This is a genomic window from Paenibacillus lutimineralis, from assembly GCF_003991425.1.
Taxonomy (GTDB): domain Bacteria; phylum Bacillota; class Bacilli; order Paenibacillales; family Paenibacillaceae; genus Fontibacillus; species Fontibacillus lutimineralis.
The window spans coordinates 895,176-919,290 of sequence record NZ_CP034346.1 but is presented as its reverse complement, the minus strand read 5'-3'; the positions used below and the strand labels follow the sequence as shown (position 1 = coordinate 919,290).

Annotated in this window: 14 protein-coding genes, 3 rRNA genes and 1 riboswitch; of the genes, 4 read left to right on the top strand and 13 right to left on the bottom strand. The window is 48.1% G+C overall.

Features of this window, described 5'->3' with window-relative positions:
• Nucleotides 1-13: 13 nt before the first annotated feature.
• The 5 genes from EI981_RS03895 to EI981_RS29345 all read right to left on the bottom strand — a co-directional run bounded on the left by EI981_RS03895 (nucleotide 14) and on the right by EI981_RS29345 (nucleotide 8,980).
• Nucleotides 14-2,317 carry a glycoside hydrolase family 88/105 protein gene (locus tag EI981_RS03895; protein WP_162616071.1) on the bottom strand — a complete coding sequence of 768 codons (2,304 nt, stop codon included), beginning with the start codon at nucleotides 2,315-2,317 and terminating at the stop codon, nucleotides 14-16.
• 637 nt (nucleotides 2,318-2,954) lie between these two features.
• A 5S ribosomal RNA gene (rrf, locus tag EI981_RS03890) occupies nucleotides 2,955-3,071 on the bottom strand.
• Between the two features lie 188 nt (nucleotides 3,072-3,259).
• A 23S ribosomal RNA gene (locus tag EI981_RS03885) occupies nucleotides 3,260-6,191 on the bottom strand.
• A 272-nt stretch (nucleotides 6,192-6,463) separates the two neighbouring features.
• A 16S ribosomal RNA gene (locus EI981_RS03880) occupies nucleotides 6,464-8,015 on the bottom strand.
• Together the 16S, 23S and 5S rRNA genes form the textbook arrangement of a ribosomal RNA operon.
• A 686-nt stretch (nucleotides 8,016-8,701) precedes the next feature.
• Complete coding sequence (locus EI981_RS29345; protein ID WP_227011676.1) at nucleotides 8,702-8,980, bottom strand: PepSY domain-containing protein; 279 nt, start codon at nucleotides 8,978-8,980, stop codon at nucleotides 8,702-8,704.
• Between the two features lie 344 nt (nucleotides 8,981-9,324).
• Here EI981_RS29345 and EI981_RS03870 point away from each other — a divergent pair, with 344 nt between their 5' ends.
• Nucleotides 9,325-9,561: a YwbE family protein gene (locus EI981_RS03870; RefSeq protein ID WP_127004316.1), complete on the top strand. Its 237-nt coding sequence runs from the start codon at nucleotides 9,325-9,327 to the stop codon at nucleotides 9,559-9,561.
• On the top strand, nucleotides 9,548-9,796 hold the full coding sequence (locus tag EI981_RS03865) for a 23S rRNA (pseudouridine(1915)-N(3))-methyltransferase RlmH (protein WP_126995630.1): 249 nt from the start codon (nucleotides 9,548-9,550) through the stop codon (nucleotides 9,794-9,796). The genes EI981_RS03870 and EI981_RS03865 overlap by 14 nt, the downstream gene beginning before the upstream one ends.
• Nucleotides 9,797-9,872: 76 nt before the next feature.
• Here EI981_RS03865 and EI981_RS03860 read toward each other — a convergent pair whose 3' ends face one another.
• A complete protein-coding gene (locus tag EI981_RS03860) occupies nucleotides 9,873-11,243 on the bottom strand; it encodes an NCS2 family permease (RefSeq protein ID WP_126995628.1) in 1,371 nt (456 codons plus the stop codon).
• A gap of 196 nt (nucleotides 11,244-11,439) precedes the next feature.
• Nucleotides 11,440-11,540, bottom strand: a riboswitch (purine riboswitch).
• 265 nt (nucleotides 11,541-11,805) lie between these two features.
• Between EI981_RS03860 and EI981_RS03855 the strand changes: the two genes are divergently transcribed.
• Nucleotides 11,806-12,201 carry a GyrI-like domain-containing protein gene (locus EI981_RS03855; RefSeq protein WP_126995626.1) on the top strand — a complete coding sequence of 132 codons (396 nt, stop codon included), beginning with the start codon at nucleotides 11,806-11,808 and terminating at the stop codon, nucleotides 12,199-12,201.
• A 120-nt stretch (nucleotides 12,202-12,321) separates the two neighbouring features.
• On the opposite strand, the gene guaA is transcribed toward EI981_RS03855, so the two are convergent.
• From guaA to EI981_RS03825, 6 genes are all read right to left on the bottom strand, one after another.
• A complete protein-coding gene (gene guaA / locus EI981_RS03850; RefSeq protein ID WP_126995624.1) occupies nucleotides 12,322-13,860 on the bottom strand; it encodes a glutamine-hydrolyzing GMP synthase in 1,539 nt (512 codons plus the stop codon).
• A 75-nt stretch (nucleotides 13,861-13,935) separates the two neighbouring features.
• A complete protein-coding gene (locus EI981_RS03845; RefSeq protein ID WP_126995622.1) occupies nucleotides 13,936-16,362 on the bottom strand; it encodes a transglutaminase-like domain-containing protein in 2,427 nt (808 codons plus the stop codon).
• Nucleotides 16,349-17,623, bottom strand: a complete 1,275-nt coding sequence (locus EI981_RS03840) for a DUF58 domain-containing protein (RefSeq protein WP_126995620.1) — start codon at nucleotides 17,621-17,623, stop codon at nucleotides 16,349-16,351. Before EI981_RS03840 ends, EI981_RS03845 begins: the two co-directional genes overlap by 14 nt.
• Entirely contained in the window at nucleotides 17,620-18,585 is a 966-nt protein-coding gene (locus tag EI981_RS03835; protein WP_126995618.1) for an AAA family ATPase, read from the bottom strand. Before EI981_RS03835 ends, EI981_RS03840 begins: the two co-directional genes overlap by 4 nt.
• Nucleotides 18,586-18,773: 188 nt before the next feature.
• Nucleotides 18,774-20,015: a 2,3-bisphosphoglycerate-independent phosphoglycerate mutase gene (apgM, locus tag EI981_RS03830; RefSeq protein WP_126995616.1), complete on the bottom strand. Its 1,242-nt coding sequence runs from the start codon at nucleotides 20,013-20,015 to the stop codon at nucleotides 18,774-18,776.
• Nucleotides 20,016-20,028: 13 nt separating this feature from the next.
• On the bottom strand, nucleotides 20,029-21,522 hold the full coding sequence (locus tag EI981_RS03825) for an SLC13 family permease (RefSeq protein WP_126995614.1): 1,494 nt from the start codon (nucleotides 21,520-21,522) through the stop codon (nucleotides 20,029-20,031).
• A 142-nt stretch (nucleotides 21,523-21,664) separates the two neighbouring features.
• On the opposite strand from EI981_RS03825, the gene EI981_RS03820 reads away from it, so the two are divergent.
• Nucleotides 21,665-22,546: a LysR family transcriptional regulator gene (locus tag EI981_RS03820; RefSeq protein ID WP_126995612.1), complete on the top strand. Its 882-nt coding sequence runs from the start codon at nucleotides 21,665-21,667 to the stop codon at nucleotides 22,544-22,546.
• A 117-nt stretch (nucleotides 22,547-22,663) separates the two neighbouring features.
• On the opposite strand, the gene EI981_RS03815 is transcribed toward EI981_RS03820, so the two are convergent.
• The gene (locus EI981_RS03815; protein WP_227011675.1) at nucleotides 22,664-24,097 is read right to left on the bottom strand and encodes a polysaccharide deacetylase; all 1,434 of its coding nucleotides are present in this window, start codon (nucleotides 24,095-24,097) and stop codon (nucleotides 22,664-22,666) included.
• Nucleotides 24,098-24,115: the final 18 nt, after the last annotated feature.

Here is a 24,115-nt window from a genome sequence, read left to right as displayed (position 1 = left end):
TCTTTTATTAATCCTATGGTATTTGTAGCCATTCGATCAATCGCAGCAATTCCACGCCGGCCAGCATAACGATGCCGATCCCATGTGTGTCATTGAGCTGCGGCAGCAAATCATACTTGTAGTATCGACTGGAATGTGAATAGCCTGAACCGCGGCATACTCCGTATAGATTTCCACGTGCATCGATACTGTGCCGAGTCAGGCCGCTCCAGGCTTGAATAGCGCTGTTGGAATAAGAGGCCTTATCGTTCAGCCAGCCATTTCGTACACCACGTGCATAAGCATAGATAAACATCGCTGTGCAGGATGTCTCCAGGTAAGCATCCGGTTCATTGATTACTTGGCGCCATAGCCCCTCCTCGCTTTGATGAGCAAGATAGCCAGCGCTTAATGTACGGAACATTCCCAGCAATTTTTCCCGTTCCGGGTGTTCCTCTGGCAGAACGCTCAGAAGCTCGGACAAGGAGAACAATACCCAGCCATTTCCGCGACCCCAAGGCACTCCTGTCGCTAAACCCTGCTCAAAATCGTACACATGGGACATCAGCTTTTCCTCAGGAATATATAAGTACTCTCGGAACAGCAGAAATTGTCTCGCCGCATCATTGATATACTTCTCATTGCCGGTTAGTTCATAGTAACGACATAGGAAAGGGACGCTCATATAGAGGTCATCCGCCCACATCGTATCCTCCCCTTGACCATGCTTGCGATAGAACGCTCCATCAGGTAGCCGCTCCTGCGCCTCGCTCATATGAGTTCCGATGACTCCGGCTAGATCCTCTACCCCGCTTATCTGCTTATGATCCCGGTACAGTTCAAGCATGGTAGAACCGAAAGAACCACAATCGTCCAGGCTGTCGATATCTGCAATGGATTGATTAATCCCTGTACCTTTGTACTGTTCATAGTCCCACTTGGTATAGGAATACCATCTTACAGTCTGAGCGACGTGGTCTGCGGCATATGCTACGAGATCAGGACGTTCCAGCGTTCTGCCCATCTGTGCCAATCCGTACAGCGTTACACCAACAGGGTAATTCCACTTTCCAAATAGCGGAGCCTCCAGATAAGGCCGGATCCAGGTTCCAGGCATATCTCCACGCCAGTAAGTCCCTTGTCCGCCATCCTCGTGAACGCGATGCAGCTCTATCAGCTCAGTTATATCGGGGATATATTGATCTGCAAACGGACCTAAATACAACCATGCCCCCGAATATCCGTGAACAGGGACTGGCTGCTCCAGCAGAACAGTCTCATCCCCCGACATTACGGTTACTGTCGAACCCCAGGAAGAAGCCGCAGCATCGCGAATCACTAATTGATGCGGACCATAGGACAATTCCATCTCCAGATCGAAACTTCCAGCTTGTTCGCAGCGGTACTTCTCCACGCCATCTATGAACAGAACTGTAGGACCTAAGCTGTTACCTATAATGCGATAAATTCGACTTGCCACATTATTCGCATGGAATTTCGACCAAGCGAAGGCTGTTAATCCGTCTGGGCTGCCGTATAATCTCTCCAGCGATGTCATCTGCTTCTGTTCTTCCGTCCAGTCTAGATTCGGATACCATTGCATTGCTCCTGCAAATTCCGATTGTCCAGCAACCGGCAGTTCTTCTACGGCTTCATCGAGTGGCTTGCTGAATAACCACCCTTCTTGGCCGCTTCTCTCGCGGGAGGCAATGATCGAATTGAAAATCACCCATTTGCTGCTTGTTGTGCCGAAGAGACCTCCAAAGCCAGCCCGCGTCTTCGTAAATTTCAGCACAATATCATTCCAGCCTGTGTTAAGTAAAGCGCGACATTCCCGTTTCACCTTCGGCCGCTCATCGCCCGGCAAGGACCGGTAAATACTGTGGCCATTAACAAATACCTCGAGCGGTCCCCAAGCTGTAGTGAGCCAAGTCATCTCCGTGTTCGGATGATCGCACCACATCATGCCCCACGCGTAGGAAATTTGTCCAATCTCAGCCTCAGGGAACCGCTCACCCAAGTTAAACACATAACGAAAGTCATTAGCACGCTGCATGCCTTCGCGGTTAAAGGCACGATACCGGTAAGGCTCAGCCGGATTATCGGCTACGTAACGATTTGCCAGTGTTTGCAGTGCGCAAGGAATATCGGCGCCGGTCTTGTCGTAAATACTCTCATGCAATTTTGTCATCACACTTCCGTCTCCTATCTGATCGGACCGGCCCTCCGTCAGCAAGCCAGCCTGCGATTTTCTAAAATATTGATATCTACGGAAATCGTAACATAGCACCAACAACGCTTTATAGGAGACAAATGCGCGAATACTTTCAATATTCATGGAATCGGCGACCATATAATGTCCTATTTGTAATACCCCTAAAGAAAAATTCTTGCAAAAATGCAGTTATTTCTCGAAAATATCGACTCAAGATTAGAAAAAACTGCAATAATACAGTTTTTTCTGGACTGTCCTCTCAATTCCAAAGAAATAATAAAAAAAGCCTGCACTTATGCAGGAATTACATAGAAACAGACAATTATTTATCTTAAAAGATGCACTTATGCTGTTTTCTCGTATTCGAATGGTATTCTTTAAGGAAATTAACATTTAATTCATTTAGATACAAATATCACCTTGTCCTCTACAACAAATAAATTTCCTTAGATTATACCTCAGTCAGTTAGCTCTAAACTGTGGATAATATATTCGTGGATTGAGTAGATGTTGCTTCTTTTATGTGGATATAAATATATATTACTGATATATCAACTGAATATGTGAATAAGACTGTGCATAGTTCATGCTAAATTGATATATTTCAATGTTAGGCTGATGAATATCAGATCTATACAGAGGAAAATGTGAACAACTGTGTACAATTTGAGGATAACCATAGGCTAGCGTTGATCTCCATTGTCAGTTATCCACTTGGGGATAAAAAAACCACCACCGGTTATCGGTAGTGGTTCTTATTGCTTGGCGGCTTCCTACTCTCCCAGGACCCTTCGGTCCAAGTACCATCGGCGCTAGAGGGCTTAACGGTCGTGTTCGGGATGGGTACGTGTGGAACCCCTCCGCCATCGCCACCAAACGTGATTTGTCGAAGCTTTTGCTTCTCGAAATCCTGCAATCCCTTATTAAAAGGTTATGCGTCTTGGTTCAGGCATCAGCATCGCCAAATGCTGAAAGCAATCTTCTATTAAGTAATCACTTGAATCACTCAATATACAGGTTTGCTCCCTGAAAACTGGATACGAAACTCATTTTGCATTTAAGATATTGGATAAGCCCTCGACCGATTAGTACCTGTCAGCTCCATACATTGCTGCACTTCCACCTCAGGCCTATCAACCTCGTCGTCTTCAAGGGGTCTTACTAGTTGGGAAATCTCATCTTGAGGGGGGCTTCACGCTTAGATGCTTTCAGCGCTTATCCCTTCCGCACTTAGCTACCCAGCTATGCTCCTGGCGGAACAACTGGTGCACCAGCGGTGCGTCCATCCCGGTCCTCTCGTACTAAGGACAGCTCCTCTCAAATTTCCTACGCCCACGACAGATAGGGACCGAACTGTCTCACGACGTTCTGAACCCAGCTCGCGTACCGCTTTAATGGGCGAACAGCCCAACCCTTGGGACCTACTTCAGCCCCAGGATGCGATGAGCCGACATCGAGGTGCCAAACCTCCCCGTCGATGTGGACTCTTGGGGGAGATAAGCCTGTTATCCCCAGGGTAGCTTTTATCCGTTGAGCGATGGCCCTTCCATGCGGTACCACCGGATCACTAAGCCCGACTTTCGTCCCTGCTCGACTTGTCAGTCTCGCAGTCAAGCTCCCTTTTGCCTTTGCACTCTTCGAATGATTTCCAACCATTCTGAGGGAACCTTGGGGCGCCTCCGTTACTCTTTAGGAGGCGACCGCCCCAGTCAAACTGCCCGCCTGACACTGTCCCCGCACCGGATCACGGTACTAGGTTAGAACTCCGACACGATCAGGGTGGTATCCCAACGGCGCCTCCACCGAAGCTGGCGCTCCGGCTTCCTAGGCTCCCACCTATCCTGTACAAATCGTATCAAAGTCCAATATCAAGCTGCAGTAAAGCTCCATGGGGTCTTTCCGTCTTGTCGCGGGTAACCTGCATCTTCACAGGTATTAAAATTTCACCGGATCTCTCGTTGAGACAGCGCCCAAGTCGTTACGCCATTCGTGCGGGTCAGAATTTACCTGACAAGGAATTTCGCTACCTTAGGACCGTTATAGTTACGGCCGCCGTTTACTGGGGCTTCGGTTCATAGCTTCGGGACGAATCCCTAACCACTCCCCTTAACCTTCCAGCACCGGGCAGGCGTCAGCCCGTATACTTCGCCTTGCGGCTTCGCACAGACCTGTGTTTTTGCTAAACAGTCGCTTGGGCCTTTTCACTGCGGCCCCCTCGTGCTATTCACACTACCGGGGCACCCCTTCTCCCTAAGTTACGGGGTCATTTTGCCGAGTTCCTTAACGAGAGTTCTTCCGCGCGCCTTAGAATTCTCTTCTCGCCTACCTGTGTCGGTTTGCGGTACGGGCACCTTCACCTGGCTAGAGGCTTTTCTTGGCAGTGTGAGATCATGACCTTCGGTACTATAAATTTTCCCTCCCCATCACAGCCCAGCCTTATCGATGTGCGGATTTGCCTACACATCAGCCTCACTGCTTGGACGAGCATCCATCAGCTCGCGTCACTACCCTCCTGCGTCACCCCATTGCTCATAGCGGTTTACGGTGGTACAGGAATTTCAACCTGTTGTCCTTCGACTACGCCTTTCGGCCTCGCCTTAGGTCCCGACTTACCCTGAGCGGACGAACCTTCCTCAGGAAACCTTGGGCTTTCGGCGGATCAGATTCTCACTGATCTTTTCGTTACTCATACCGGCATTCTCACTTGTATGCAGTCCACCAGTCCTTCCGGTCCAACTTCAATCCGCATACAACGCTCCCCTACCCCTGATACATAGTATCAAGCCATAGCTTCGGTGGTGTGTTTAGCCCCGTTACATTTTCGGCGCAGAGTCACTCGACCAGTGAGCTATTACGCACTCTTTAAATGGTGGCTGCTTCTAAGCCAACATCCTGGTTGTCTGTGCAACTCCACATCCTTTCCCACTTAACACACACTTGGGGACCTTAGCTGATGGTCTGGGCTGTTTCCCTTTTGACAATGGATCTTAGCACTCACTGTCTGACTCCCGGATAATAAGTCTATGGCATTCGGAGTTTGACTGAGCTTGGTAACCCTTGGCGGGCCCCGCACCCAATCAGTGCTCTACCTCCACGACTCTTCTTTCCGAGGCTAGCCCTAAAGCTATTTCGGGGAGAACCAGCTATCTCCGAGTTCGATTGGAATTTCTCCGCTACCCCCACCTCATCCCCGCACTTTTCAACGTACGTGGGTTCGGGCCTCCAGTGCGTGTTACCGCACCTTCACCCTGGACAGGGGTAGATCACACGGTTTCGGGTCTACGCCTACAAACTAATTCGCCCTATTCAGACTCGCTTTCGCTGCGGCTCCGTCTTCTCGACTTAACCTTGCTTGCAAACGTAACTCGCCGGTTCATTCTACAAAAGGCACGCCATCATCCATATAGAGGACTCTGACTTCTTGTAAGCACACGGTTTCAGGATCTATTTCACTCCCCTTCCGGGGTGCTTTTCACCTTTCCCTCACGGTACTGCTTCACTATCGGTCACTAGGGAGTATTTAGCCTTGGCAGATGGTCCTGCCGGATTCATACGGGGTTTCACGTGCCCCGCACTACTCAGGATCCGTCTCGGAGGGATTAGAATTTCGGCTACAGGGCTTTTACCTCTTTTAGCGGGCCTTTCCAGACCTCTTCGCCTACCCTAATCCTTGGTAACTCCATGTGAGACGTCCTACAACCCCAGAGAGCAAGCTCCCTGGTTTGGGCTGTTCCGCGTTCGCTCGCCGCTACTGACGGAATCACTATTGTTTTCTCTTCCTCAGGGTACTTAGATGTTTCAGTTCCCCTGGTATGCCTCTTCATACCCTATGTATTCAGGTATGAGTGACTGGAGATTAATCCAGCCGGGTTTCCCCATTCGGACATCCTCGGATCGGCGCTTGCTTACAGCTCCCCGAGGCAGTATCGTTGTTCGCCACGTCCTTCTTCGGCTCCTAGTGCCTAGGCATCCTCCGTGTGCTCTTAGTAGCTTAACCATGATTTTTCCCAAAGGGAAAATATCAAACCACTAATCTATAAACTTGTTTGACACAAGTTCAGCTTAAAGGAATGTTTCTAAAACGCAAATTTCGTTTCGTATATCCAGTTTTCAAGGATCAAAGACAAAATTTAAAACGATCACGCAAGTGACGTTTAAAATTTCTGTCAAGTTGAGAGTTGAACTCTCAAAACTGACCAACGAGTGAGCGTTGTGCTTCTTTATAGAAGCTATTTGAATGTTCTCGTTGCAGAGAACGATTCTCCATAGAAAGGAGGTGATCCAGCCGCACCTTCCGATACGGCTACCTTGTTACGACTTCACCCCAATCATCTACCCCACCTTCGGCGGCTGGCTCCTTGCGGTTACCTCACCGACTTCGGGTGTTGTAAACTCTCGTGGTGTGACGGGCGGTGTGTACAAGACCCGGGAACGTATTCACCGCGGCATGCTGATCCGCGATTACTAGCAATTCCGACTTCATGCAGGCGAGTTGCAGCCTGCAATCCGAACTGAGACTGGCTTTTTAGGATTCGCTCCATCTCGCGACTTCGCTTCCCGTTGTACCAGCCATTGTAGTACGTGTGTAGCCCAGGTCATAAGGGGCATGATGATTTGACGTCATCCCCGCCTTCCTCCGGTTTGTCACCGGCAGTCATTCTAGAGTGCCCACCCAAAGTGCTGGCAACTAAAATCAAGGGTTGCGCTCGTTGCGGGACTTAACCCAACATCTCACGACACGAGCTGACGACAACCATGCACCACCTGTCTTGAATGCTCCGAAGAGGGCACCTATCTCTAGGTGTTACATTCAGATGTCAAGACCTGGTAAGGTTCTTCGCGTTGCTTCGAATTAAACCACATACTCCACTGCTTGTGCGGGTCCCCGTCAATTCCTTTGAGTTTCAGTCTTGCGACCGTACTCCCCAGGCGGAATGCTTAATGTGTTAACTTCGGCACCAAGGGTATCGAAACCCCTAACACCTAGCATTCATCGTTTACGGCGTGGACTACCAGGGTATCTAATCCTGTTTGCTCCCCACGCTTTCGCGCCTCAGCGTCAGTTACAGCCCAGAGAGTCGCCTTCGCCACTGGTGTTCCTCCACATCTCTACGCATTTCACCGCTACACGTGGAATTCCACTCTCCTCTTCTGCACTCAAGCTACCCAGTTTCCAATGCGACCTAAGGTTGAGCCTTAGGATTAAACACCAGACTTAAATAGCCGCCTGCGCGCGCTTTACGCCCAATAATTCCGGACAACGCTTGCCCCCTACGTATTACCGCGGCTGCTGGCACGTAGTTAGCCGGGGCTTTCTTCTCAGGTACCGTCACTCCGGTAGCAGTTACTCTACCGGACGTTCTTCCCTGGCAACAGAGCTTTACGATCCGAAAACCTTCATCACTCACGCGGCGTTGCTCCGTCAGACTTTCGTCCATTGCGGAAGATTCCCTACTGCTGCCTCCCGTAGGAGTCTGGGCCGTGTCTCAGTCCCAGTGTGGCCGTTCACCCTCTCAGGTCGGCTACGCATCGTCGCCTTGGTGAGCCATTACCCCACCAACTAGCTAATGCGCCGCAGGTCCATCTATAAGTGACAGATTGCTCCGTCTTTCATTATCTCCCCATGCGAGAAAATAAATTATCCGGTATTAGCTAACGTTTCCGCTAGTTATCCCAGTCTTACAGGCAGGTTACCTACGTGTTACTCACCCGTCCGCCGCTAACCATCAGGAGAGCAAGCTCTCCATCAAGTCCGCTCGACTTGCATGTATTAGGCACGCCGCCAGCGTTCGTCCTGAGCCAGGATCAAACTCTCCAATAAAGTGTTTGACTTGCTCATTTTGAATCTGACTTATTTCTTAGATTTCACTTGACGTGAAACCCGCTCACTCGTTGTTCAGTTTTCAAAGATCAACTTCGTTTTCAGTGTCGCTGCGTTCTCAGCAGCAACTCTTATAATGTATCATGTTCATTTCAGAAAAACAAGAACTTTTTTTGGAGCATTTTTTTCTGAAATCAACCACCGTTCGAAGCGGCGTTTATTAATATATCAAATATCAAGCCTGAATACAAATTATAATTTATTCCATAGCATAGAGATAAAAAGCACCAGCCGTTGGCATAATCCATCATCATCCCAGCGACTTATGCTCGTGAATTAATGCTATCCTTTACTACCATCCACTTTAAATTGACTCATTAAATGTCTGCAACTCTTCCGTCATCTTACTTAACGAATCAGAAGTCAAAGCAATCTCTTCCATAGATGCTGATACCTCTTGAATCTGACTATTACATTAGCTGCACTCAGGCGGAACAGAGCATTCGATTACTAAAAGGTCCGGTTTGTTTTGTTACCAGAAATAGAAGGATTAGACGAACTACCAGATGAAACTCGCGATTGTCGGCGATTTCTCTAGGCAAGAGTCTCTGGGATTTCATCTACAAGTGCAGTCAAGGCAAGATGGTATTCTTCGAGAATAATAAGCAAGACGATCTTGAGGCGCTTCACAAGACAACGGATGATGGTGTCCCAGAACCGAAACCAGCCCCTTCGCCGCCGTCCGGCCCCACCGGAAATCTGCCTCTGAAGTCGGTCCGCTCCGCCCCCGAGGCATCCGGTGATTGCTGCTGCAGCATTTGGGCGAAATCAGGAGGCTCTCCGCCTTCGCGGTCGCCCATAAACAATCCTTCATTCAGCAAGTGAATGCCGGTAATAGACTGAAGCAAGATGAAGATGGAGCAGATCAATCCGATCCATAAATGCAGCGTGCGCGTTTTTTTCATAAATGACCCCCAGAATAAGATAATGGGAACTTGTCCCAAGTTCCAAGCCCATCATAAAGGATCTAACTGAAAAGAACTTTAAAGCGGGCTAAAGGTTCACTGAAAGTTTCAGCCTTTTAAAGCCTGTTCACAAACAGGAACGCTGCTTTGCCGGTTCATCAGCCCCATCACCTGCCAGACCCAAATGCGCCCGTTTCTTCTTGTCACGGCGATGTGCTACGATTAAGCTGCATACAACAATATGAGCTATGACACGCCACGGCTGGTTGCGAAATGGAGAAGCTGCAAGGTTTGCCAACCGTGAGATGTATCAGGAGCGGGAAGAAACGGAGCGATCGAAGAAAATGGTAGGAAGCGGCAGAACCCGGAGCAACGTGCGTCCGGGGCTGGAAGTCGAAATCGTATTGAAGAAGGACCAACGGACCGGCGCGCTCACGCGCGGGATCGTGAAGGATATATTGACGAATTCGCCGACGCATCCGCACGGCATTAAAGTCCGGCTACAGGACGGACAGGTCGGCCGGGTGCAGGCGATCATCGGAGCTGGATCAAACTCCAGCGATACCAGTGGCAACAGCTGATACAAATTCAGGTCGTGTCGGGAAGCTGAAGGAGAAGTATTGGATAGACGGCGTCGCGGAGTATGCGAAGCACCTGGGCGCTTACGCGAGTGTGGATATTCGCGAGTTGCCGGACGAGAAAACGCCGGACTCTATGAGCCCGACGGAGGAAAAGCAGGTTCGCGTACGCCACAGACATAACCTAATGTTACGGCCAAAAAATATGTTATATAAATCGGCAATTTCAAGCCGTTAGCACAAAAAAGGCCAGCCGTTCAAAGAACGACTAGCCTTTTCACTTACTTTATAATCATTTTATCAAAACGGATATATTACTCACCACCGAGGAAAATATAGCGGCAAAGAATCAATACTGTCAGAATCCACATTAACCAGTGAATCTTAACTTTGTTCTTGTTAACCAAGTTGCTGAATACAGCAAGAATTACGTAAGATACGATACCTGCCGAGATTCCGTTAGCAATACTTCCGGTGAACGGCATTAGGATAATGGTCAGGAACGCCGGGAATGCATACAGGAAATCATCCCATTCAATCGACTTCACTTGGCCCATCATCAATACACCAACTGTAATCAATGCCGGAGCCGTAGCAGCAGATGGAACTACTCCAGCCAGCGGTGCAATGAACAATGCACAGATGAACAAAATCCCTGTAGTTACGGAAGTCAGACCTGTACGTCCACCTTCAGCAACGCCTGCCGTACTTTCTACGAAGGAAGTGATCGTACTTGTACCAAGCACAGCCCCCGTACTAACGCCAACCGCGTCCACTAGCATCGCCTTACCAATCATCTTCTCGCCTTTTTCCTTATCTTCCATTAACCCTGCCCGTGTAGCTGTACCAACGAGAGTACCGAAAGTATCGAACAATTCAACAAAAGTAAAGACGAATACAATTTCGAGCAAGCCGAGCTTTAACGCACCTGCGATATCAAGTTTACCGACTGCTAGGTCGCTCAGGTTAGGAAACCAAGTTGCATGCGATAAACCGCTAACGTCTGTAACTCCCATTGGAATACCAATCAAAGTTGTTGCCACGATACCTATTAATAGAGCACCTTTTACTCGCATTGCCATCAGAATAGCAATCAGGATCAAACCGATTAATGTCAATTGAACATCATGACTATGAACAAAATCGCCAAAAGCAAAGTTAATGCTGCTACCAGGAATCGTAACCGATGCATCTTCAACTCCTGATAAGTTCGCGGCGATCAAATTACTCATTTTCAAACCGAGGCTTGCTACGAACAAGCCAATACCAACTGTGATGGCGGCTTTAAGACTTTGTGGAACTGCAACGAGCAGCAATTGACGAACCTTCGTAATCGTGAGGATTATAAAAATGATACCGGAAATAAATACTGCGCCAAGAGCGGCTTGCCAAGTAATTTCTCCACCAGAGCTAAGGACAACGGTCATGAAGTACGCGTTAAGACCCATACCAGGCGCAAGTGCGATTGGAATATTGACGAACAATCCCATAATGATCGTAATAAGGCCTGCCCCTACTGTAGTTGCGAAGAAAACACCGTCTGCAGGAATACCAGCTCCATTAGGACCAAGGAACAACGTATTGACGAATAGAATGTAGGCCATCGTCATAAATGTCGTAATACCCGCGATGATTTCAGTTTTTACAGTTGTTCCGTGTTCCTTAAGCTTAAAGAACCGATCCATTGTTAAAATTTCCCCCTTAAAGTGCTTGTTCAAAGCTACCTCTTAAAATAAGTCAGGAACGACAAAAAACCCGGGTTCTTACTAGCTTCCCAGGTCACTTGCTGAATAGAAGAAGCGCCAGGAGAACAGAAATGCCAAGTCCACCCCCGCATCAAGCGGATTTGGACAAGCTTCTATTTATATCCGGGATCATTTCCGGTGCGCCTCTTCTTTTCGTAGCCAGATCATTTACGGTGACCTCGTAGAAACTTCCGGGCCAATTCCCGGAATTATACGAAAAGCATATAGAAATTTGTCGATAGTTCCTGTTATAAATCTTAACTTGAAGACTTGCTACATGGACTATTCTAGGCGCGAACGATATTCTTGTCAACATAAAAAGCGAATGTTTTTAGATATATATCTTTTTAATGTTCGTGATTTGTCAAAAATTTAGTAATTTCTCCTATAGTATTGTTAATTTAACATGCATCCATACTACAAAATATTTAAAATAGGACGATATGTTGTCATATTCAGTGGTTTAGACTGAGGCTACATACAGTAAAAAGGAGTGGTAATAATGGAACTATACATTTTGGAAAGTACCCGCACGAATAATTTTACGGACCCTGACATGTACTCTAAAATTACGGGGATATGGCAGAACGTACAAGGTCAGCCCGAAGTGGCTAATACGGTGATATACGGCGTGTACCACAATTATGAGAGTAACTACAAGGGTGATTACGACCTTTCGATCGCAACCTCTTCTTTCACTACAACCAAGAAGCTTACAGTTTCGGAACAAGGCTATAAAATTTTCAAAGTAGACCGTTCCAAAGAGAATGGTGTATTCGAAACATGGCAGCAGATTTGGGCGTTAGAGGAGAGTGGGGAGTTAGATAGAGCTTACACATTCGATTATGAAAAATACGATGTAAGTGGGGAGATCGAAATCTTCATTGGCGTTATATAGAGCGTAGCCTGTCGATAAAGACTCCCTCCCGAAAATAATAAAACCGTCCATCTAGACAAAAAAAGCTCTCTTTTATAGCCAAAGCGGCCAATAAAAGAGAGCTTTTGTGTCAATATCAGCTTATTCCCACTCAATCGTTGCAGGCGGTTTGGAAGTAACGTCATACACAATGCGGTTGACATTCTCTACCTCGTTGACGATACGAACAGAGATCTTCTCAAGAATATCCCAAGGGATACGAGCCCAGTCGGCGGTCATGCCGTCAATGGAAGTTACGGCGCGGATACCTACCGTATAGGAGTAGGTGCGCTCGTCGCCCATTACGCCTACACTCTTCATGTTAGGCAGAGCGGTGAAGTATTGCCAGATTTCGCGGTCAAGACCAGCATTGACAATCTCTTCACGCAGGATATAGTCGGAATCACGAACGATCTTCAGTTTATCCTCCGTTACTTCACCTAATACGCGAATGGCCAGACCTGGACCTGGGAACGGCTGTCTCCACACGATTTCCTTAGGCAGGCCGCACTCTTCGCCAACTTTACGGACTTCATCCTTAAACAGAGCCTTCAGCGGTTCAATTAACTCGAACTTCATGTCCTCCGGCAAGCCGCCAACGTTGTGGTGGGACTTGATCGTTTGCGCAGTCGCCGTACCGCTCTCGACAATATCCGTGTACAGCGTACCTTGAGCCAAGAACCTAAAGTCATCAAATTTGCTGGATTCTTCGTCAAATACGTAAATGAACTCGTTACCGATAATTTTGCGTTTTTGCTCAGGGTCATCTACTCCTGCGAGCTTCGAAAGGAAGCGTTCGCGGGCATCAATCTTGACAACCTTCATATCGAACTTGCCAACAAAGGTCTCCATAACGCCCTCAGCTTCACCTTTACGGAGCAAGCCATGGTCGATGAACATACAAGTAAGCTGATCACCGATCGCTTTATGAATCAGCATAGCTACAACAGAGGAATCTACCCCGCCGCTCAATGCGCACAGGACCTTCTTGTCGCCAACCTGGTTGCGGATATCCTGAATGGTATCCTCAATGAAGGTCTCCATGGACCAGTTGCCCTCACATTTACATACTTCGTACAGGAAGTTCTTAATCATCTCATTCCCGTGTACGGAGTGACGAACTTCTGGATGGAATTGAACTCCGTACATTTCACGCTCGTTATTAACGAAAGCGGCGATCGGTGCGGACCCTGTCGAACCTGCTAGCGCAAAGCCCTCTGGCAATTGCGTAACATGATCCCCATGGCTCATCCATAGCGTCTGTTTCGTATCCAGTCCCTTAACTAGAGCCAGATTACGATCAAAGTCAACTTCAGATTTACCGTACTCACGTTTGTTCGCCCGCTCAACCTTGCCTCCAAGCTGCTGTGCCATCAATTGCATACCGTAGCAGATTCCGAAGATCGGCACACCGATGTCATAAATAGCCGTATCGATATGTGGAGCATCTTCTGCATATACACTAGCTGGTCCGCCCGAGAACACGATACCCCTCGGCGCCAGCTCGCGAAGACGCTCCACCGGGGTATTATATGGCAACAATTCGCTGTACACGCCCAGGTCGCGAATCCGTCTAGCGATTAGTTGGTTATATTGTCCTCCAAAATCCAGAACGACAATGATTTCATTTGGCTTATTCATAACTGGCCTCCCTCAATTAATGACAATAATTATACGCAACGACGAAAGATGTCGTCAAGGAAGATCATGAGGGAGTTAGCGGTAACGATATGCCAAATCACGGCATCGCCTCAAAAAATGCATGCTTTCATGTCGCCCCAATCTAACCTTTCCATAATAGAGGTTTTCCCAGTTCACTATAAAATCATCCAATTCGGTATAATTTTCTCTGTTTCCAGATTGTATCGAAGTCATGTATTCCCGTGCAGTCATAGCTTGTGGCTTAAGGCCAAAGCTTTGGTATAGCTGACGCCAGACGATATCGGCAGCCGAGAGCAATTCATCGGAATCAGGAAATTGACGACGCGGCTTAAGGAGATAGAGACTCAGCAGAAGCGCGTTCCTACAGAATAGCTCCCGACGATAGTTCCAGAGCAACCAGACGGCAGCTGGTATACTGCACACCACAATGGTCCACATGAGCAGATCCGGTTCGATCCTTGTCCAGAGAATATTGGTCGCTATAAACAGTCCTCGCTTCATTTGGTTCGCAATCCTGCCTACTTGTTCCACGATCATGCCCATATCAAATTCAGAAGATGTCTCTGCGATATTCTCCTGGCCAAATACAGATAAGCTCTCAAAGCCTGGCGTCGGATCAAAGGGCACCCAGCCTATCCCTGGAAAGTAAACTTCTACCCAAGAATGAGCATCCGAATAGGAAACGTCGTACTGATTACTATTTGCCGCAATAAGCTCCCCTGGAGCAAAGCCTTTGACCCATCTGGCAGGCACCCCTCCACTTCGCAGCAAGACAGTCATCGCCGTCGAGAAATGATCACAGTATCCGATCTTGCTATCAAATAGAAAATCATCCACGAAATCATGACCAGGTTGAGGTAACGACGTATTAAGATTGTACGTATAGTTGCTCTGTAAATAATTCATAACCGCAGTAACTGATTCATACCGATTCGAGCCCTGCCCGACCAACTCAGTTCCCAGACCCCTGACGCGTGACGGCAATTGCTGAGGCAATTGAAGCGACTGCTGCATGGTTACTTCTTCAGGATCGACACCCGTAGCTTGCTTCAATTGGTCCAGCGTATATTGCTGTGGCTGAACCCTTACTTTATAGCCATACAGCTTCTCATTCCGCTCCAAATTACTGAATGCCGCATTCGAGGAGACATCGTATAAGATGCCACCGCCGGCCTTCTCCTCCAGATTCTTATCGATATATAAACGTCCTGTTCCCACGGGCAGACCGCCAGTAAACAAAGGAATATTCCTGATCTCCGGCTTAGAGAATATAACGGTCTGTTCAAAAACAGCTCCCGCCCCGCTCGTCTCTTCTGCCATAGAACCACTAGTAGCCGGGATTGCGAGAGTATCTCCTATATTATCAAGTAAGATTCGGTCCGTGCCGGACTCCGCCCAGCCTTGTCCCGTATATACATTCTTACTCTCGCCACGCCAGTATGTACGATAGGGCGAGAAAGCCGTAAAGTACCTTTCATGCCGGAGACTCAGAGCAGACCCCAGCTTTGAATCGTCCTGACCATACCCAGACATTTTGTAAGCCTGAGTTTGTCTCTCCCCGAGCCGCTCGCCGCTCCAATTCTCCCAAGCCCGAATCACATCATTCCAGGCTATCTCTCTTGCGGGCTTCATGGGAATGCGGATAGTAAGAAAGGCTGTCCCTAACAGGCCTGCCAGTAGAATAACAACACTAACGCCGATCCAAATGCGCTCCACTCCTCTTGTATGTGGCTGGCCTACAAGATTCTGACGCTCATCCACTCCTAATTTCTGCTTCACCAGACGCCATGATTGGTGCAATGACTTCGTCTCCTGGAATTGTAGATCCCCTGTTAAAATCTGAAGCCTGCTCCGGAACAGGACTAGCTGCAAAAGCAGACCCCAGCATAAGGTGCGGACAAGTCCTGCATATATGTTCTGCTCACCAGCTATTTCAAGCGCTAGTAAGTAAATAATCGATGCTATAAAGAACAGCATAGTGCTCTGCCTGCCGAAGGCCAATATTTGCACGGAGGATACCAACAGTGTCCAGCCGATAAGAAGTAGTAGAGTACGCGTCTCGATGCTAACCTCGTACAACCGGCCTGATTGGACAATATCTGTAATATCATTTCCTAACAGCTGAACATAACTGGAGAACCATCTTCCCCCGCTTCCCACCCCATACAGGAAGTACAGAGCCCCACTGACTAGCAAAGGGTATAAACCAAACAGCAGGCCCCTTAGCAAGCCCAGGCAGCCGATGAATAGCAGCGCGCCTGTTAGCACCATAAACAGGGTAATAACCCGATAATGATCATCACCGATCAACTTCTGCAGCGGATAGATCCATTCCGAGAACAAGGCAAATAGCAGTAAAGAGACCATGCTTCTGTTCACCACTATTTGCTGGAATGAAGCAGGAACCCCTCCCTGTAATGGCGCAGTGAACGTCGTTAGGTTATCTCCTCTGACCCTTCCTTCCAGATTAGGCGCTGACATGTCCGTCCCCCCTGTCGTTAGACTTCACGGGCAATAATGAAGCCAGGTCAACATAAGGGATACCCGCACGCTGCAGTCGAGCTAACCATGCTCCCCTCTCCACCTCATTGCTAGCAACCGAAGTCCAGATCTCTAGCTTCACGCCCGACTCCGCCAGTTGCGTAGCTATGGACACTAGCTCGGAAGTCATTTTTCCCGTAATCAGGGTATGGATCACTCCAGCACGAGGAGTCATCACGCCAGCGGGAGTTACAAGACGAGAGACTGAACGATCGGTTCTAACCCCTGCCAGCAGATCAAGCCCTTGCCGAAGCCCCTGAAGGCCGGAGATGGTTATCGATTCAGCGGACGATCCATAGCGAAGCTCAAGCTCACTGCCGCCGGCTTCCCGATCAGATGTCTCGGTTATCACGTTACGAAGAAGGTCTGCGGATGCTTGAACGGCCAGCTCAAAATTGGCCCGCACTGCCGGAACCTCCGGATGGCCCTGCTGCGCTTCAGGCACATATGCTTTATGCCGAGTATCCAACCATAGGCAGCGTACTCCCCTCCCCCTCACATCTGGAATTCGGGCCAGCAGCGTTCCCGTCCTCGCGGAGCCCTTCCAATAGATACGATGTAGCGGATCACCTGGCAAATATTCACGAATACGCTCTATAGACGAACTTGTCTCCATACTTCTAAGAAATGCACCTGAAATCATCTCCTCATTACCAACAGGGTTCCCCTCTTTGCCAAGGTAAGCGGCTAGGCGTGAAGGATGAACATAAATCGTATCGTCCATAACAACCCTTCGCGTCCGTTTGAAATAGCCCAGCGGGTCACCATAGCTTACGTATATCGCTTCTGCCCCATAGACCCCGCGCTGCGGATTCGTTATTACATATTTTACGGTGTACTGCCTGCGGAATCCGCTTAGCAGCAAGCTCCCACTCTCATATTCTTGATCCGGATCCATCCGTTCGGCTTGCATCGCCAGCTTGTCCCGTATAAGCAGCCATGGCACCGGAATTCCCCCGGCAGCCTTAATACGCAGAGTCACTTCTATAGGCTCCCCAGCCTCTGGCTGAAGAGGAAGCCAAGAACGCTCTATCTTAATGGCGCGTGGTCCGAATAATAGAATGACCATGCCTTGAAATATCAGCAAGCCAAGTAGCAAGCATAGAAAGAGAAGTGTTGCTCCTCCCCGCCAAATGTATAGTGCGATCAGCAGACCCGCCGCGAGCGCACACCAGAACCCATTCCAAGCCCCTTCCCTCATGATGGGACACCCGGAGCACGATGAAATACAGGAACAGACACGCCATTTAATAAGTCGACTATGACCTGACGATGATCTAGCCCGGAAATTCTTGCTTCGCTGTTCAACATGATCCGATGTGCTAATACGGCTTCCGCTACCTGCTTGGCATCATCAGGCACAACATAGGTTCGTCCTTGGTAAAAGGCCATAGCCTGGCTCGCTCCCAGCCATGAGAGAGTGCCCCGCGGGCTAATGCCAAGCGAGATCAGAGGATAACGCCGGGATTTATCCGCCACTTCTACCATATATTGCTTGATTCTATCATCTACGAGAACCATTCTAACATGACGCTGAATCGCTATAATCTCTTCCGGCAACAATATTGGCTTCATTACTGCAGCCTGCGGGTCGCTGAAGCGCCCCAGCATCTCTACCTCTTGCTCCGGTGTCGGGTAGCCGAGAGACAGCCTCATAAGGAAGCGGTCCAATTGGGCCTCCGGCAGTCGATAGGTTCCCTCATACTCTAGCGGATTCTGCGTCGCGAATAGCAAAAAAGGCTTCGGTAGGGGTCGGGTAATCCCGTCTACCGTTACCTTTCGCTCCTCCATCGCCTCGAGTAACGCGGATTGAGTACGCGGGGCGGCCCGGTTCAGTTCATCCGCAAGCACGATATTGGCATGAATTGGCCCCTGCCTGAACTCGAAATATCCGGATTGTGGATGATATACCGTTACCCCGGTTACATCTGAAGGCATCAGGTCCGACGTGAACTGAATCCGTCCGAAGGTACCGCCTACGCAGTCCGCCAATGTTCTGACCAGCTTCGTCTTGCCAACACCGGGCACATCCTCCAGCAATACATGCCCGCCGCATAACATCGATACGAGAATAAGTTCGATTTCCGTTCTTTTACCAACAATGACACGTTCCACCCGGTTCACTAGGCGCTCAAGCAGCTCTTGAGCCTGTTCTTGATTCATCTCTTCTATTCCTCCATTTCCGGCGATTCAATCTATCAACCAGTATCACCAGAATCTAGTGGAAATAGACCTATCGAATGATACTTTCATTAGCACACAAAATAAGCCTATATCGCCACTTTAAGTGACAAATATAGGCTCTAGCTACTTTTCGATATTATGATTGTTAATATTATAACGTTTCCTAGTTAAGAGCCTTGTTTTTTGATATAACCCATCAACCCATGTAAAGTCATAACATAATTCCGGCCAGACAATCGTCCCAGTCCACCCTCAGGACAATCGATCTCTGAATATTTCGTTACCCGATCCTGTCTGATACTGGGTCCACAGATCGCGATAGGAACTGGATCTCCTGTATGATCACCAATCTCGCAAGGTGTCGAATGATCCGCGGCAAGAGCCAAGTAAGTATCCTCCGGCATTTTATCCATGATCATCCCGACCATTCGATCAAATAATTCGATCGCTTGTACCTTTTCGAACGGATCTTTATCATGACCTTTCAGATCAGGTACCTTTAGATGAACATAGACCATGTCATTCGAATGAATTTGTTCAATTGCCCACTGAGCCTTCAACTCAATATTCGTGTCCATATTTCCTGTCATACTAGAATCCGTTAATGCTTCATATCCCGCCAATTGAGCAACTCCTAACACAGTTGACTCTCCTGCAATACAGCAGCCCTTGATTCCGCGTGTCTTGGAGATCGGCTCCATATAAGCGGATTGTCCAGCACCGCGGGTCAAGATAAAATTTGCTGGAAGCTCGCCTTGCTTCTCACGTTCCCCATTAACAGGGTGTACACTCAGAACCCTATGTGCCTCTCGCAGAAATTCATTGACAACAGCGGCCGTTCTTTTTGCCTCTGTGCTCGAATCAAGCGCTTGCACTTCATTGTATGGGCAGCCATCATTGGGTGCCAGGGGATCAGAGTCGCTAATTTTCGCACTAAGTCCTGCTCCGCGGAGAATCAGTACTGCCCGGTGCTCGGTAGCTTCCTTGAAGAACACCTCGACACCACCATCCAGTATCATTCCATGTAATGCCTGTGCCAGCTCTGCCGTACGCTCACGAATCCGTCCAGCCCTCCGGTCAACTACGATCCCCTCTTCATTCACTGTAGCAAAATTACAACGTAGCACGACGTCTCCGGGCTGCACCTCCATCCCGACTCCAACAGCTTCAATCGGACCACGCCCTGAATAATGGTGTGGCTCATAGCCGAATAGGATAAGATGGCCCATATCAGTACCTACGGGAACCCCCGGCTCAATAAGATCCATCATGCCTGTGATTCCTTGGCTGGCAACCCGATCTAGATGAGGTGTATTAGCGTATTGAAGCGGCGTTAGATTCCCAAGCAATGGATGCGGACGATCACCAAGCCCGTCTGCTATAGCCATGATGACTTTTCTATATAACATAATGTCCTCCTAATTAGATGCCTATAATCTTAAACCAGGTAAATAATGAGATACTAATAACAGTCGCCCCGATAAAGCAGGTCACAATCGCATATTTAACTTGGTCCAACACGGAGAAATATCCCGTACCGAAATAGATCGTATTGACCTTCGAATGCGGTGGAAGCGTAATCGTGTAAGTCATAGTCATGGCTGAAGCCAGAGCCAGTGCGACCGGATCCATACCAAGCGTCTTCGCTAACGCAATAAATGCTGGAATAAGTATAGTTACCCGTACGGTCTTGCTCGTAAAGATCAAATGACTGTACATACTGAGGAAAATAACGATGACATAAACCCAGAAATGCGGCATCGATTCCAGTCCTAGACCATTAACCAGCTTCGTAATCAGCCACGTAGCTCCTTCGGATTGGTCCAGTGCATTTCCGACGGCATAAGCCCCCGCTGCAAAGATCATCAGTTCCCATTTGATGTTAGCTTCTTTCCAAGTCAACAGCCCTATCTTAGGAAGCAGACATAATAATGCAGCAAGTACAGCGGTTTGTTCGGTACTGATCTCAAATCCAAACCAGCCCATCTGGTAATCCCCTGTCGCCCACAAAATTACTGTCAGCAAAAAAATGAACGTAGCTTTCTTCTCTGCAATTGAAAACTTGCCAAGCTTTCTGAGTTCTTCCTTCAATGTATCTCTTGCATTCTCGAATTTGCCAGTCTCCTTATTGATCGGGAATAACTTGAAACCGATTAGGAAAGTAAGGAGCATCGTAATGATTGCCGCAGGCATTGAAGCCAGCAGCCAGTCCATATATCCAATATTACCACCGGCCTGCTCATTGATGAACCCAACAGCAATAATATTGCCGGCAGTTGCCGTCATAACCCCTGAGGTAGCAATCGCATCCGCTTGCACCCCTTGGAGCATCATGAGTTTCCCCAGATTCCCTTCCCCTGGAATAGACTTATAGATCTCTAATAAAATCAAGCAAATCGGCATCATCAATGTAGCACGAGCGGTTGTGGAGGGAACGAAGAAGGCAAGGATAAAATTAATAGCGACCAGTACGAGCATTGTTGTCTTTGGCGTCTTGCCAAATTTAGTCACCATCCATAATGCAAATCTTCTTCCGAGATTTGATTTCATAATCGCAGAGGTCAGCACGAAGGCCGAGACCATAAGCCAGATCACATCAAATCCCAAAGTACCAAACGCCACCTTCTGACTCTCAACCGCTCCAGTCATTGGCAGCAGTAAAATCATAATGATAGAAGTCAAATAAATAGGAATCGGTGTAGTAATCCACAAGACCAATGCACTGCAAAAAATAGCGATCGCCTTCTGGGCCTCCGGTGCCATCCCTTCAGGTGTAGGCATCAGAATTAAAATAAAAAATATAACGATCGCGACAGGGATTCCCCATTTTTTCATCCCTTGTTCAAAACGTCCTTTCTTCTTCGTTTGCGGCGGATCAACAGCCGCCTTATGAGCTCGTTTGTCAGTACCGGACATTTATGCGCCCTCCTCGGCTTTTTTGATTGCGCTTTCATTATAATCTCCGGTAAAATGATAATACAATTTGATTTATTTAGGAAAACAATAAGATACTCTTATGATTTATATTATCTAAAATCACGTATCGGAGTGGTCCCTTATGAATATCTCCAAGTTACAGACCTTCCTTACTTTGACCGAATGTCTCAATTTTACTGAAGCCGCCGATTTATTGTATTGCTCCCAACCTGCTGTAAGCATGCAAATTCAGAGCCTGGAGCAGGAACTTGGTACCGCCCTGTTCGATCGTATTGGCAAGAAGCTGTATCTGACAGAGCAGGGCAAGCTATTCAAGCCATATGCTGAACAAGTGATCAACCTGCTTGGATCTGCTATAGAACATATTCAACAGTCTAAGGACTTGTCCCACGGGACTTTATCCTTCGGTGCAAGTAGTTTTGTAGGAATTTATCTGCTTCCTCGTATTCTAGGCGAATTCAATAGACAGTTTCCAGGTATCAAAATTAACATGCAGATTACCTCCTCTATGCATTTGCTAAATATGTTGGAATCTAACAAAATTGAATTATTGATTATATCCGATCAAATCCCGATAGATGAAGCACGTTTTCAGGCAACGACCTTCTATCAGGATGAGCTTGTACTCGTTATGAATCCCGGCCATCGACTGGCTCGGGAGCAAACCTGTTCTCTCTACGATCTGCGTGACGAAATGATGCTCCTCAAGCCGAAAAAATCAGCCACGCGCAGCTATCTAGAGAGTATATTTTCCAAATACGATATTACCTTTGTCAACCATATGGAAATCAGCAATTTAGAAGCTATCAAACAAGGTGTTATCCACGGGTTAGGTATATCCATCGTATCCAAATATGCCGTGGCCCAGGAGATTGAACACGGGCTGCTCACTTCGATCCCCATCCGGGAGACCGTCTTCCAGCGTGGAATCAACTATGTGCATTATAAGAGCAAGCATCTCTCTCCTGCGACAAGACAGTTCATTTCTATGTTGGACTTCTAGCCAATGAATTAAAGCCAGCTTGTTACACCTTTATGGTGCAGCAGACTGGCTGGTGTACTACTAACAGATCTGGAAAGGAATGAACTCCTACAGACTCACGTAGAGATGTAATGCTTACTAACGAGCCTTCACAAGCCGTTCCTCGGTGGTAGAGGAAGTTGAGAGAATCGGATGTCCTGTCGCCTCGAGTATGGACCGCAGCGGAACCCAAATGGCTCCGTCCTTTCTCGTAATTGAGATAGATTGAGCCTTCTCATTACCATCGACCAGATCAGACTCAGTCACGATCACATTTTTTAGCGTATCAATAATAACCTTAGATTCTCCCCAGGTTATAACCGCGCTACGATTCGGATGATCCCAGTTCACTTTGGCCCCCAGACGCTCCATGACCGCCCGCAACGGAACCTGGTATTGCTCGCCCTGCAAGTCGTACTCCCCGGCAGCCAGCTTCGTCCGTACGCCACCAGCCTCTACATACAGTGGCAATCCAGGACCGAACAATGATGCGTTCGGTACAATATGACTATCAACCCATGCTTGAGAGGGGGCTGACCGCGTTGTACGCTTCATCTTGTCGGAAATAGGAAAATGCTCGGACGGCTGCTCTGCTGACAGCGTGCGGAACACATACCCTTGTTTTTTATAAAAATCGATAATTCCAGGAAGCGCCTTGACCGTCTCAGCGTGTCCCGCCCCATCATGCATCAGTATAATCATTTGATTCTTCAATTTATCGGGAGTACTATTTCGTAAAATTTCCGCAGCGGGTACGCCCTTCCGTTTGGAGTCACCGCTGTCCACGTCCCAATCAAATATTTTATAGCCGGCCTGCTCCATTAAATCGAAATAGGTCTTGTCAAAATGGCCATAGGTACCACCTGGGGCTCTAACCAGCTCTGGACGTACTCCGGTAATCTGCCGCAGCACTTCCTCTGTCTCCTTAATCTGGCCCCAGAACACGTTGAAGCTCTGGTACAGCTCACTGTATTCATGATTATAAGTATGATTGCCAATCGTATGACCCGCCTCAACAATCCGTGTAATGACCTCTGGCATTTTCTTGGCGTTCCCCCCTAGTACAAAAAAGGTAGCTGGAACATCCTCTTTTTTCAATATTTTCAGCACTTGATCGGTTAAATTACTGGGCCCATCATCAAATGTAAGATAGACAATCTTGTCCGCTTTATCGGATTTAGGCATAGTGACTGGCGTTCCAGCGGTCAGCGTCACCGCCCCGCCAGCCGCCTTATCTGAATCCAGTCCTGATGAATCTGACTCCAGATTGGAGCTGCTATTCACAGCAGATACTTCTTGCTTCGACTGCATAATCTGCTCTTCATGAGTCTTACCCAGCGCCGCTTCCCCTGCCGCAGCAACCGTCTGTTCCGGTGTGCCCCTGTCCTTCAAGACCCCGACCTGTTTGGAGGAATAGGCCGAAGCCTCCATAATCCCCGCCTCCCGGGAGATTAGGAGCGAGCTTACCGCAGATACCAGCACTACAAAAAGGATTGGAATCACCACAAGACTGGAAATGAATCTTCTTTTCATTTATTTCTACCTCCGCCG